This is a genomic window from Arthrobacter sp. S39 (assembly GCF_004320525.1).
GTDB lineage: Bacteria > Actinomycetota > Actinomycetes > Actinomycetales > Micrococcaceae > Arthrobacter.
Window position 1 is genome coordinate 492,547 of sequence record NZ_SIHX01000001.1, and the last position, 12,541, is coordinate 505,087.

A 12,541-nucleotide genomic window follows, 5' to 3' on the forward strand; every position below is an offset into this window, starting at 1 on the left:
CCGTTGCCGCAGTTCAGCGGCGAGGGCGCCGGGCAAGGCCGGCACGCTCCCAGCCTATAGTTCAGGCGTCGGGCGTCATAGCGTTGCGCCATGCCGTGGCGGCGATCAACAGGACAAAGGGTGGGCAATAAGGGAATATATAACTATGAAGGCACGCATTCTGGTAGTTGACGATGACGAAGCGCTGGCCGAAATGATCGGAATTGTGCTGCGCAATGACGGCTTCGAGCCGGTCTTCTGCGCAGACGGCGGCCAGGCGCTGGATGTGTTCCGTTCATCGAAGCCGGACCTCGTGCTGCTCGACCTGATGCTTCCCGGCGTGGATGGCATTGAAGTCTGCCGGCAGATCCGTTCCGAATCGGACGTTCCCATCGTGATGCTCACCGCCAAGTCGGACACGTCCGACGTCGTCCGCGGGCTTGAGTCCGGCGCCGACGATTACGTCCCCAAACCGTTTAAGCCGGCCGAGCTGGTGGCGCGGGTCCGGGCGCGGCTGAGGCCGGGCGACCAGAAGGCGCCGGAAACGCTCCGGATCGCCGATGTCACCATTGACGTGGCCGGCCACACTGTGAGCCGCGGAAACGAACGCATCTCCCTGACCCCGCTGGAGTTCGACCTCCTCGTTGCCCTTGCGCGGAAACCGTGGCAGGTATTTACCCGCGAACTGCTGCTTGAGCAGGTCTGGGGCTACCGCCACGCGGCGGACACGAGGCTCGTGAACGTCCATGTGCAGCGCCTCCGGTCCAAGATCGAGCGGGACCCGGAAGCCCCGGAAGTAGTATTGACGGTTCGTGGTGTCGGCTACAAAGCAGGTTCCTGACCCCTCAGGAGCAGACGGCGGGCGTGCTCCGGACGGAACCGCAGCGGAACACGCTGCACGTCCGGAGGAACATCACGTTGCCCCGGAGCATACGGACGCCCTGGCAGCGAGCCTCGAGCAGCTGCCCTTCCGGGCCCGCATCTGGAAGCGCAGGGCAGTTATTGTCAGCCTGCGTGTTGCACGCCTGGTCAGCACCGGAGTCCGCAGGTTTTTCCCCGCACTGCGCTACATCGCGCAATCGCTTCACCGCCGGTGGCGCCGGTCGCTGCAGTTCCGGACGGTACTGACAACCCTGCTGCTTGCGGTGACGTCGTTCGCCGTGGTGGGCGCATACCTCTCGAACCAGATTGCCAACAACCTGTTCCAGGAACGCCTGACCCAGGCCGAGTCCGAGACCCGCTACAACGTCAAGCAGGTGCAGGATACCTTCGACGGCGCCCAGGTCACGGACCAGTCCAGCGTCATCACCCTGGTCTACGACACCCTCAACGCCGTGGAGGGCCGGGGATCGGTGATCCAGCGGCGGTATGTTTTTGAGGCCATGCCGCAGCAGACGAAACCCCGCAACCGCTGGGTGGAATCCCGGGCGTCCGACCAACTGACCGTCAGTGTCATCCCGCCGGACCTGCGCAAAGCTGTCCAGGAATCCGGCAAGGACCAGTACTGGGCCTCAACGGTCATTCCGGTGGGAACCGAAGACCGGCCGGGCATCGCCGTCGGCAACAAGGTGACCTTCAACGGAACGGTGTACGAGCTCTACCTGATCTACGACCTGAACACCGCGCAGCAGACCCTCGACGAAATCCAAAGTGTGCTCTGGGCCGGCGGCGCCGTCCTGGTCCTGATGATCGGCGCCATTGCCTGGTACGTCACCCGCAACGTTGTCAGCCCGGTCAGCCATGCCGCCGTCGTCTCCGAAAAACTGGCCGCGGGCCAGCTGCAGGAGCGCATGGTGGTTAAGGGTGAGGACGAGGTGGCACGCCTCGGCGCGTCCTTCAACCATATGGCAGCCAGCCTGCAGGAGCAGATCACGCAGCTGGCCACCCTGTCCCAGATGCAGCAACGGTTCGTCTCGGACGTTTCCCACGAACTGCGGACGCCGCTGACCACCGTCCGGATGGCCGCCGAAGTGCTGTTCGACGCACGCCACGACTTTGATCCCATCAACAAGCGCTCCGCTGAACTTCTATACAACCAGGTGGAGCGGTTCCAGTCCCTGCTGTCCGACCTCCTGGAGATTTCCCGCTTTGATGCCGGAGTTGCCATGCTCGATGCGGAGCCGGAGGACATCCTGCAGGTTATCGCCCACGTCATCGAAGGCGCGGCTCCCGTGGCCGCCGAATACGGGTCAGAGATCATCCTGCGGGGACCGGCCAGCGGGATTGTGGTGGAGATGGATTCCCGCCGGATCGACAGGATCCTGCGTAACCTGATCCTCAATGCCGTGGAACACGGGGAGGGAAAACCGGTGACCATTACGGTGGCCGCCAACCAGACCGCCGTCGGCGTTGCTGTCAGGGACCAGGGCATCGGCATGACGCCGGCGGAAGCCGCGCGTGTATTCGACAGGTTCTGGCGCGCCGACCCCGCCCGTGCGCGGACCACGGGCGGCAGCGGCCTGGGGTTGTCCATTGCCATGGAGGACACCAAACTTCACAACGGCTGGCTGCAGGCGTGGGGAAACAAGGGGAGCGGAGCCAACTTCCGGCTGACCGTCCCCCTCCGCCAGGGCGACGAGATCGACAGGTCTCCGGTCCAGCTTGAACCGGAGGACATCGTGCTGCCGGGCGTACCGGAAGACCGGAACGTCATGGTCCTTGGTCCGGGCCCTGCCGCCCGGCCCGCCACGGCCGGAACAACCCGCAGCGACGTGTCCCCATCATCGAAGACCGCGGTGCACGTGCCGCCCAAGGAGCCCTCATGACAGGACAGCAGCAACGCTGGCGCCAAAGGGCAGCCGTGCTGCTGGTGCTGCTGGTACTGGTGGTCTCCGGCTGTGCACGGATCCCAACGGCCGGGCCCGTCGGCAAGAGCACCGACGAAAGTGCCGGGAACCTCAATGCACCCGTTTTCCTGCCGGCCGCGCCCCAGCCCGGCGCAGCCCCCGAGACGATCATTGAGGACTTCTACCGTGCCGGCAGCGGCTATGAGGACGACTACGCTGTAGCCCGCGAATACCTGACGCAGGCGTCCTCTGTGGCCTGGAAGCCTGACCAGCGCGCCCTGGTCTACCGCGAGGCACGCGTGGTGGGCACCGCCGTCGAAAACGTCTACAACTACGAGCTGGATGTTGCCTATACGGTCGACGCCGACGGGATCGCCACGCAGGCGCCCGAAGGCACCACCGAGAATATCCCGGCCACGTTAACCCACGTGGACGGTGAATGGCGGATCTCGGCCATTCCGGACGGGACAGCCATCCCGGAAGAAACCTTCAAGGTCATCTACGGCGCGTATCCGATCTACTTCTACGATCCGAGTTTCACCTACGCCGTTCCCGACGTCCGCTGGTTCATCAAGAACAAAACCGTCAAGGCAATGACCAGCGCCCTTCTCGCCGGGCCGGCCCCCTACCTCCGGGGCGCCGTGGCCAGTGCCTTCCCGTCGGGCATCAAACTCGCCAGGGAATCCGTCCCCGTGGTGTCCGGCGCTGCGCAGGTGGACCTCACTGCGAAGGAGCTGTCGGAAGCCTCCACGGAGGACAGGCTCCGGATGCAGACCCAGCTGGCGCTGACGTTCCGCAGCCAGCCGGACGTGGTGAACGTTGAGCTGCGTGCCAACCAGGACCTGGTCCGGGTCGAGGACAACGGTTCGGTGCTGCCGCCTGTCCAGGACAAAGGCGTCCCCGCACGGCAGATCGCGATCAGCGGCAACGAGCTGGTGCGCTACGAGAACAACCGTATTTCCCCGCTGCCGGACATGCAGCCAGTGTCCGCCCTTGGACCGCGCTACCCGGCTGAATCTCCGGTGTCACAGACCGTGGCGTTCCTTAATGAAAGCCGGACCACGCTCTACAGCATGGTTCCCGGGCAGCCCGCACGGGCGCTCACCACGCGCAGCACACTCACGCATCCGACCTTCAGCCTCCAGGACTGGGTCTGGACTGCCGGTCCGGGAGCTGCCGGTGGCACGGAAATTGTGGCCTACCGGCCCGTGGGCGTGGCGGAAGGCGCGGCGGTTCCCACGGTGACCCTGGCGCCGTCGTGGCTTGCCGGCAGGACGGTGAAGGACCTGAGGGTCTCCCGTGAGGGTGTACGCGTGCTGGTGATCTCCGAGCAGAACGGAAAGACCCGGGTCCAGGTCGCCGGCATCATCCGCGGCGCCGACGGCACACCCAAGGAACTGACGACGCCGGTCACGCTCGCAACCGGGACCGACCCGGACCAGGGTGTCTGGGTCAGCGACACCGTTGTAGCGGTCATGAAGGGCTCGGCAGCAGCGAATGTGACACCCGAGCTGCTGTCCCTGACCTCCGGGCAGCCGCAGCAGCTGGCACCGTGGCCCGGTCTCGTTGCGCTCAGTGCAGGCAACGGGGCCGAGGAGATCTACGGCCAATCCTCCGACGGCATTTTCCAGCGGCTGGGCAACGGCTGGTCGCCGCAGCTCAAGGGACCGGTCGACCCCTCGTTTCCGGGCTAGCCCCGGGTGCCGGACTTTTCCACATAGCCGACCCCGGGCCTTCGCCGGCCGTACGCGGGGCGGGAGGATGAGCGGGTGACTGCTGCAGCGCCTCCCCAGGACCATGGCGGCCCCGTTGACCTATTGGCCGGCGACCCCGACCTCCGGCCGGCGCCGCTGCAGCCTGCAAAGCACAGGGGAGTGCATCACCGGCGGCTCCTGCGTGCGGCCGACCACGTGGCAGCGGCCGCCGCTGAGCTGCTGGCGCTGGCGGTGCCCGTTGACTGCGTCTGCTGCGGCGTGGAGGACCTGGCCCTCTGCGTATCCTGCGAACGGCGGGTCAGGCAACTGACGCAGCATCCGTTCAGGGCTGAAGCGCAGGCGCCGGCCCTCATGGATGTCGGCGGCGGCGTGATACTTCCCGTTGTCGCGGCAGGGGTCTACCGGGACGAGCTTGCGCAGGCTGTCCTGTCGTTCAAGAGCCACGGCCAGTACCAGCTGAGGCGGGTCCTGGCACGGGCACTGGCCCGTGCGGTCCACGCTGCGGTGCCCAACAACCCCGGCATCTGCCTGGTACCCGTCCCCAGCAGCACCGGCGCATTCGTGCGGCGGGGCTTCAGCCCGGTGCACCTCCTGCTCGGCTCTTCCGCCGCGGGGAGCCTGCTGGCGGGCGCGCCGGTGCTTGATGTGCTGCGGAAGTCGCATCGGCGGCAAGGAGCGGGCGGCCTCCCCGGCGGTCAGAAGGGCCTCGGACGCGGTGCCCGTGCCAGCCGGGTCCGGGGGTCGATGCGGGTTCCGCTGCGGAAGCTCGACGGCGTGGCCGGCCGCCGGTGCGTCATCGTCGACGACGTCCTGACCACCGGTGCGACGCTCGCCGAAGCGGCCCGTGCACTGCACGAAAGCGGGGCCGTAGTGGCCGGTGCGGTGGTGCTCGCCGTGACACGCCCGCCCGATTCAGCTGGCGGCGGAACCGTATCCGCGGAAGCTGGCGGAAAGGGGCCTGACTTAGAAAAAAATAAACCAAGAAAGGATGAATAACGTGTGGCGATGAACTAACGTCGGTTGTGGGTACCAAGAACAGATGTACCTGTCGATAGCGGCTCGGAAAGGGGCTCGACTGTCAAGCAGATCGGCCCTAGGAAGTGCCGCCGTCGTGTCACCGAAGTCATTTGGAGGGCACCATGGAGTTTATGATCAGCGGACGAAATCTGACGGTCTCTGACCGGTTCCGCGAATATGCCGGTGAGAAGATCTCGAAGATCGAATCACTTGGCGACAAGGTCCAGCGGGTGGACGCGAAGGTCTCGAAGGAAACCAACGCCCGCCAGGCCGGCGACCAGCTCACCGTTGAAGTGACTGTCCTGGGACGAGGGCCCGTGATCCGCGCTGAAGCCAGCGCCGCAGACAAATTCGCTGCATTCGATCTTGCCTATAACAAGCTGCTTGAACGGCTTCGCCGTGCGAAAGACCGCAAGAAGGTCCATCACGGCCGCCACACGCCCAAGGCGGTCCGCGAAGCCACCGCGTCACTGGAGCCCGCAAGTGCCCATGAGCCCATTTACGTCGAGGCAAGCCACCGTAGCGAACCCGTGGCCGTGGCACCGGAAAAATCACCGTACGACGTTGACAACGACATTCCGGCCGGGGACTCACCCGTGCTGATCAGGCGCAAGGTCTTCCCTGCAGCATCTCTCTCCCTTGACGACGCCGTGGACAACATGGAGTTGGTGGGCCACGATTTCTACCTGTTCGTGGACAAGGCAACCAACACGCCGTCTGTCGTGTACCGCCGCCGTGGCTGGACCTATGGCGTCATCACCCTGGACCATGAGTGCGAACCCGGGGAAACAGTTGTTGAAGAAAAGATCCTCGCCTACCGCTCCGACGATGAGGCTGCCAGGGTCTAGGGTGGTGAAAACCATCCATCGAAAGGACTGATGTGGCGGCGACGCTGAGCCTTCAACAGGCGCGGCGGATCGCACTGGCAGCCCAAGGCCTGGACAAAGGACGGCCCTCCGGCCCCGTGACTTCACGGACGGTGGGCCGTACCTTTGCCCGGCTGCAGCTGGTCCAGATCGATTCCGTCAATGTGGTCTCGCGGAGCCATTACCTTCCGTTCTTCTCGCGCCTGGGCAACTACGACCGCAACATTCTGAAGCGCATGTCCGGCACCCACCCGCGGCGCATGATGGAGTACTGGGCCCATGAAGCCAGCTACATCCGGCCGGAGCATTTCCATGACCTGGTGCAGTGGCAAAAGCGTAAATGGGTCGGGGCCGCCGCCATGGATCCGGAGCTGCGCGAATCAGTGGCCGGAAAGATCCTCGACGTCCTTGCCCGCGGACGGGCCATGACCGCCGCCGAACTGACGGTGGAAATAGGGCACGTGGAAGACCGCCGGGACGACAACTGGGGATGGAACTGGAACGCGGTCAAAAGAGTACTGGAGCACCTGTTCGAAGCTGGACTCATTTCCGCAGCGTCGCGCACCGAGCAGTTCGAGCGCAGGTATACGCTGACCCCTCGGGTCCTGCCGGACCGGCTGGACCCGGCAGGGCATCCGCGGGACCCCGCCGAATCCATGCACCGGCTGATCGATGCTGCGGCGCAGGCCCACGGTATCGGCACCGTGCGGTGTTTCGCCGACTATTTCCGTGTGCCCATCAAGCCCGCAGCAGCCGCAGTGGACCACCTCGTGGCCACCGGCAGGCTGGAGCCCGTGACCGTGGCCGGCTGGGACCGCGTGGTCTTCCGCCACGCTGACGCCAGGATGCCCCGCAGGGCGGTGGGGCGGGCCCTGCTGAGTCCCTTCGATTCATTGGTCTTCGAGCGGCGCAGGCTTGAGGAACTATTTGGGTTCCACTACCGGATTGAGATTTACACGCCTGAGCACAGGCGGCGCTTCGGCTACTACGTCCTGCCGTTCCTCCTGGGCGAGGCCATCGTGGCGCGGGTGGACCTCAAAGCGGACCGCGCCGCCGGAAAGCTGCTGGTCCGGTCCGCCTATGGCGAGCCGGGCGCTCCGCCGCGGACCGCCGTCGAACTTGCAGCAGAGCTTGAACTGATGGCTGAATGGCTGGGCCTGGGGGACGTTGTGGTGAGCCCGGTGGGAGAACTGGCCGGGGACCTCGCAGCGGCGGTCGGAGCGGGCGGAAGTGCTATCCGCTCTCAGGGAACACCGGCATCGTGGCCTGTGTCTCTCCCGTAGACTAAAAACGCCAGAATTCGGCGGCAGAGACTGGGAGCATCTTCACGTGGCATCACTTATTGAAAAACTTCTCCGTACGGGTGACAAAAAAACCCTGCGGCAACTGCGGAACTATGCCGACTCCATCAATGCCCTCGAAGACTCGTTCAAGACGTTCACGGATGCCGAACTCCGGGAAGAAACCGACCGTCTCCGGGCACGCCACCAGGACGGCGAGAAGCTGGACGACCTGCTGCCCGAAGCTTTCGCCGCCGTGCGGGAGGCCTCATCACGCACCCTGGGCATGCGCCACTTCGATGTCCAGATGATGGGCGGCGCCGCCCTTCACCTGGGCAACATCGCCGAAATGAAGACCGGTGAAGGAAAGACCCTGGTGGCCACTGCTCCGGCTTACCTCAACGCCCTCGCCGGAAACGGCGTCCACGTCATTACCGTGAACGACTACCTGGCCGAATACCAGTCGGACCTGATGGGCCGCGTCTACCGCTTCCTTGGCCTGACCAGCGGCTGCATCCTGTCCAACCAGGACCCGTCGGTCCGCCGGGAGCAGTACGCCGCCGACATCACGTACGGCACCAACAACGAATTCGGCTTTGATTACCTCCGCGACAACATGGCGTGGGACAGTTCAGAGCTTGTCCAGCGTGGCCACCACTTCGCGATCGTGGATGAGGTTGACTCCATCCTGATTGACGAGGCACGCACCCCGCTGATCATTTCAGGGCCGGCGCAGGGCGATACGAACCGCTGGTACAGCGAATTCGCCAAGGTTGTTCTTCGCCTCCAGCCCGAGCACGACTACGAGGTCGACGAGAAGAAGCGCACCGTCGGTGTCCTGGAAAGCGGTATCGAGAAGGTCGAGGACTACCTCGGCATCCAGAACCTTTACGAGTCCGCCAACACGCCGCTCATCGGCTTCCTGAACAATGCCATCAAGGCCAAGGAACTGTTCAAGCGCGACAAGGACTACGTCATCCTGGACGGCGAAGTCCTCATCGTTGACGAACATACCGGCCGTATCCTTGCCGGCCGGCGCTACAACGAAGGCATGCACCAGGCGATCGAGGCCAAGGAAGGCGTCGAGATCAAGGCTGAAAACCAGACCCTGGCCACGGTGACGCTCCAGAACTACTTCCGTATGTATGGCAAGCTCGCGGGCATGACAGGCACGGCCGAGACGGAGGCCGCCGAGTTCATGGGCACCTACAAACTCGGCGTTGTCGCCATTCCCACCAACCGGGACATGCAGCGCATCGACCAGTCCGACCTCGTGTACAAGAACGAAGCCGTCAAGTTCGACGCCGTGGTGACAGACATTGCCGAACGCCACGAAAAGGGCCAGCCGGTCCTGGTGGGCACCACCAGCGTCGAGAAGAGTGAATACCTCTCCCGGCTGCTGGCCAAGGAGGGCATCAGGCACGAAGTCCTGAACGCCAAGAACCATGCCCGTGAGGCAGCCATCGTCGCCCAGGCCGGCCGGAAGGGTGCCGTCACTGTGGCGACGAACATGGCCGGCCGCGGAACTGACATTATGCTCGGCGGCAACGCGGAATTCACCGCCGTCGCTGAGCTCGCCAGGCAGGGACTGGATCCTGAGGAGAATTCCGAGGAGTACGAGGCCGCGTGGCCCGCTGCCTTCGAGGCAGCCAAGCAGTCGGTCAAGGACGAACACGAGGAAGTACTGAGCCTTGGCGGGCTTTATGTCCTTGGAACCGAACGGCACGAGTCCCGCCGCATTGACAACCAGCTCAGGGGCCGTTCCGGCCGCCAGGGCGATCCGGGTGAATCGCGGTTCTACCTCTCCCTGACCGATGACCTGATGCGGCTCTTCAACTCAGGGGCGGCCGAACGCCTGATGAACAGTTCGGTGCCGGACGACGTTGCACTGGAATCCAAGCTCGTGTCCCGCGCCATTGCTTCCGCCCAGGGGCAGGTTGAGGGCCGCAACGCTGAACAGCGCAAGAACGTCCTCAAGTACGACGACGTCCTGAACCGCCAGCGCGAAGCCATTTACGGCGACCGGCGGCGAATCCTCGAGGGTGACGACCTGCACGAAAAAGTGCAGTTCTTTGTCGAGGACACCATCACGGCGCTCATCGACGCCGCAACCGCGGAAGGTAACGGCGACGACTGGGACTACAACCAGCTGTGGACCAACCTGAAAACCCTGTACCCGGTCAGCGTTACCGCCGATGAAATCATTGATGAGGCGGGCGGCAAATCCCGGCTCACCGTCGAATTCCTGAAGGAAGAGCTACTTTCCGACGCCAGGCTGGTCTACCAGGCACGTGAAGAGGCCATCGGCTCTGACAGTATGAGGGAACTGGAACGACGTGTTGTGCTGTCAGTTATCGGGCGCAAATGGCAGGAACACCTTTATGAGATGGACTACCTGAAGGAAGGCATCGGCCTGCGCGCCATGGCCCAGCGTGACCCGCTCGTGGAATACCAGCGCGAGGGTTTCACCATGTTCCAGAGCATGATGGAAGCCATCCGGGAGGAAAGCGTAGGCTTCCTGTTCAACCTTGAGGTCGAGGTGACCCCGGCCCAGGATGTTGTGGTGGCCGATGCCGCCGGCGGACACACCGAGCACGTTGAACCACAGATCCACGCGGCCGGCCTGGAGGCGCCCGAGAAGCCTGCGCAGCTTCAGTACACGGCACCGGGCGAAGACGGCGCCAGCCAGACGCGTGTGGAAAGCCGGTCTTCCGCGCGTTCGGGCAACCCCGCCAAGGCGGCAGCGCAGGACGGCCCCAAGAAGCCTGCCAAGAAGAAACGCCGCTGATACCAGGTACATGAACCACAAGGAAAGGGCCCGGAACCTAGGTTCCGGGCCCTTTCTGTGACCGGCTGGACGGGGGATCAGCCGACCACGAGCTCCGTAACGCGCCACACCTCCTTGCTTCGTTCCAACCGGACTGCCACGGCCCTTGCGCGCACGTCATCAACCACGACGGCACTGGCCTCATAGACACCGGGAGCGACCTCGCACAGCCGGACCGACCGCACTACGGAGTTCTTGTGCAGACGTGCCAGCGACGGTGACGACGAGCGGGCAAGTTCACGCCGGATCAACGACGCGCGGTGCTGCAGCGTTGCCAGGCAGCGGGGATCCAGCCGCCGGGCAAGCTGATGGACCGGCCGGATGCCTGCCAGGACTTCCATCGCGGCCTGGACTGTGGCTCGGGTGATGGCGATGACCTCGGTCTTCTCGTCGACGGCCCGGAGTGGACGGGCAGTAGGCCCCACCCCATCCAGAGCCTGCCGTCCGGCTGCAGGCCGGTTCGGAATGGGCGCTGCGGGGCGGATAGGTGTAAAGGCACTCATGGTTTCCCCCTTGGTAGTTAATGCTGTCCGTCGATCTGTCGGCTAGGCCCCGGCGGGTGGTTTCAGGATTTGGCCCGGGAGCAGGACGTCCGGGTTTTCGCCAATTTCGGCCTTGTTGGCCTGGTACCAGCGGGGCCAGTGCAGTGCCACCTCGACATCCGAGGCTGCGGGCCCCAGTTCCCGGGCCGCAATGTCCCAGAGGGTGTCGCCGGCAAGCACCGTGACCTCAGTCCGCGATGATGGTGGCGCTTGCCCTGCCCGTAAGGGCCTGGCAACAGTGAGGCCAGGATCAGGCACCGGGGCAGTGGGTCGCCAGTCCGGTTGAAGCTCCGACGCGGAGCCCTGTTCCTCCGGCGCCGAACTAGCCGCGGCCACAAACGCCATGGCGGCGCTGCCGCCCGTGGGCTCCCAGGCAGCCGGAGCCGCGGCACCCTGCGTAGGCAGCCAAACCGGACCGGAGGGCGTTTCAGCATGGGCCAGCGGAGCGGAAACAAGCTGGACGGAAAGCACCGCCAGCGCCAGCCGGCGCATAAATGCCGGACACAATTTACCCGCCGTGGCGGCCGCGCGTTTCCGTCCGGTTCGTTCCAGGACTGCCGCTGTAAAGGCCGACAGTATGGAAAGCACCCACCACGCGGCGATTGCCAATCCCGCTGCAGTTGCGGCCGTGCCCAAAAGCTGGTCGAAATCCAGTGCCCTCCGGCCTGCGCCGCTGAGGATCCAGCGATCCGCGAATGGCAGGCCCGAGATCCACAGGAGGCCGCCCAACAACAGGATGGCTGCGGCCATCGCGGCGTCGGACCTAACGCTGTGCTTCCCATGCGCTGTCATTGCCATCTCCATCGCGTTTGATGTTGTTTGATGCAGTTTGATGCAAGTAAAATCAGTTTGCCCTACCTGATCGAATTTTGTCCAGACGTTGGAGGGAAGTTGGTTGTGAATTGACGGTGAGGAACGCGCGTCCTACGCTGGCCGAATGCGTTGGGATGCCCTGTTTAGTGACATGGAGGCACAGTTTGCCGAAGGCGGCAGGCTGTCGATGGAAGCCGAGATTTCGGAACGTGCAAGAGTGGACGCGGCCGGACTAAGCCTGGCCGACCGGCTGCGGGGTTCCTTGGGAACGCACGTGAAAGTACGCCTCGTGTCCGGTGCGGTTTTTGAAGGGACCCTCGTGTATGCGGGGGTCGACGCCTTTGTCCTGAACGACAAACGCCATCAGGTATTGGTTCCGCACCTTGCCGTTGAGAGTTATGCGGGACTGGGGCGGTTTTCCGTCAGCGAGCCATCTGCTGTGCGGAGGAGTATCGGGCTGTCGAATGCCCTTCGTGGACTGGCCCGGGACCGGTCGGAGCTGACGGTTCTGTTGAGAAGCGGGAGTGCGCAGGACTCCGGCATGGCCGGTGTCATCGACAAGGTCGGCCGCGACTACCTTGACCTGGCTGCCCTCAGGCCCGGGGAAGCCCGCCGCGCCCCGCATGTCGGCCACGTCTGTACGGTTCCATTTTCCGCACTTGCCGCCATCAGGTCAGTATTCACCGGAGACTTATAGCCGCTTGAGGCCGTACGGC

The 12,541-nt window shown here is 64.5% G+C and carries 10 protein-coding genes; 8 read left to right on the forward strand and 2 right to left on the reverse strand.

What is annotated here, in order from left to right:
- Window positions 1-145 precede the first annotated feature (145 nt).
- From mtrA to secA, 7 genes are all read left to right on the forward strand, one after another.
- Window positions 146-820: an MtrAB system response regulator MtrA gene (mtrA, locus tag EYS21_RS02335; protein ID WP_066292768.1), complete on the forward strand. Its 675-nt coding sequence runs from the start codon at window positions 146-148 to the stop codon at window positions 818-820.
- Window positions 792-2,744, forward strand: coding sequence for an MtrAB system histidine kinase MtrB (mtrB, locus tag EYS21_RS02340; RefSeq protein ID WP_131131503.1), 1,953 nt, complete (start codon window positions 792-794; stop codon window positions 2,742-2,744). The genes mtrA and mtrB overlap by 29 nt, the downstream gene beginning before the upstream one ends.
- Window positions 2,741-4,459, forward strand: coding sequence for an LpqB family beta-propeller domain-containing protein (locus EYS21_RS02345; RefSeq protein ID WP_131131504.1), 1,719 nt, complete (start codon window positions 2,741-2,743; stop codon window positions 4,457-4,459). The genes mtrB and EYS21_RS02345 overlap by 4 nt, the downstream gene beginning before the upstream one ends.
- A gap of 75 nt (window positions 4,460-4,534) precedes the next feature.
- Window positions 4,535-5,476 carry a phosphoribosyltransferase family protein gene (locus EYS21_RS02350; RefSeq protein WP_242633239.1) on the forward strand — a complete coding sequence of 314 codons (942 nt, stop codon included), beginning with the start codon at window positions 4,535-4,537 and terminating at the stop codon, window positions 5,474-5,476.
- Window positions 5,477-5,619: 143 nt separating this feature from the next.
- Window positions 5,620-6,345 carry a ribosome-associated translation inhibitor RaiA gene (gene raiA, locus EYS21_RS02355; protein ID WP_131131505.1) on the forward strand — a complete coding sequence of 242 codons (726 nt, stop codon included), beginning with the start codon at window positions 5,620-5,622 and terminating at the stop codon, window positions 6,343-6,345.
- 32 nt (window positions 6,346-6,377) lie between these two features.
- A complete protein-coding gene (locus EYS21_RS02360; protein WP_131131506.1) occupies window positions 6,378-7,646 on the forward strand; it encodes a crosslink repair DNA glycosylase YcaQ family protein in 1,269 nt (422 codons plus the stop codon).
- A gap of 46 nt (window positions 7,647-7,692) precedes the next feature.
- Window positions 7,693-10,431: a preprotein translocase subunit SecA gene (gene secA, locus EYS21_RS02365; RefSeq protein WP_131131507.1), complete on the forward strand. Its 2,739-nt coding sequence runs from the start codon at window positions 7,693-7,695 to the stop codon at window positions 10,429-10,431.
- Between the two features lie 77 nt (window positions 10,432-10,508).
- Here secA and EYS21_RS02370 read toward each other — a convergent pair whose 3' ends face one another.
- Together EYS21_RS02370 and EYS21_RS02375 are read right to left on the reverse strand one after the other, a co-directional pair.
- Window positions 10,509-10,973, reverse strand: a complete 465-nt coding sequence (locus tag EYS21_RS02370; RefSeq protein WP_242633240.1) for an Rv3235 family protein — start codon at window positions 10,971-10,973, stop codon at window positions 10,509-10,511.
- Between the two features lie 42 nt (window positions 10,974-11,015).
- Window positions 11,016-11,804 (reverse strand): LysM domain-containing protein, encoded by a 789-nt coding sequence (locus EYS21_RS02375; RefSeq protein WP_131131508.1) that lies wholly within the window; start codon window positions 11,802-11,804, stop codon window positions 11,016-11,018.
- Between the two features lie 172 nt (window positions 11,805-11,976).
- Here EYS21_RS02375 and EYS21_RS02380 point away from each other — a divergent pair, with 172 nt between their 5' ends.
- Entirely contained in the window at window positions 11,977-12,522 is a 546-nt protein-coding gene (locus EYS21_RS02380; protein ID WP_347559519.1) for a hypothetical protein, read from the forward strand.
- Window positions 12,523-12,541: the final 19 nt, after the last annotated feature.

Bases quoted from the DNA above. Each gene is read 5' to 3' on its own strand.
- EYS21_RS02345 (WP_131131504.1), top strand. From the start codon at position 2,741: ATGACAGGACAGCAGCAACGCTGGCGCCAAAGGGCAGCCGTGCTGCTG.
- EYS21_RS02380 (WP_347559519.1), top strand. From the start codon at position 11,977: ATGGAGGCACAGTTTGCCGAAGGCGGCAGGCTGTCGATGGAAGCCGAG.
- EYS21_RS02375 (WP_131131508.1), bottom strand. From the start codon at position 11,804: ATGACAGCGCATGGGAAGCACAGCGTTAGGTCCGACGCCGCGATGGCC.
- raiA (WP_131131505.1), top strand. From the start codon at position 5,620: ATGGAGTTTATGATCAGCGGACGAAATCTGACGGTCTCTGACCGGTTC.
- EYS21_RS02370 (WP_242633240.1), bottom strand. From the start codon at position 10,973: ATGAGTGCCTTTACACCTATCCGCCCCGCAGCGCCCATTCCGAACCGG.
- mtrA (WP_066292768.1), top strand. From the start codon at position 146: ATGAAGGCACGCATTCTGGTAGTTGACGATGACGAAGCGCTGGCCGAA.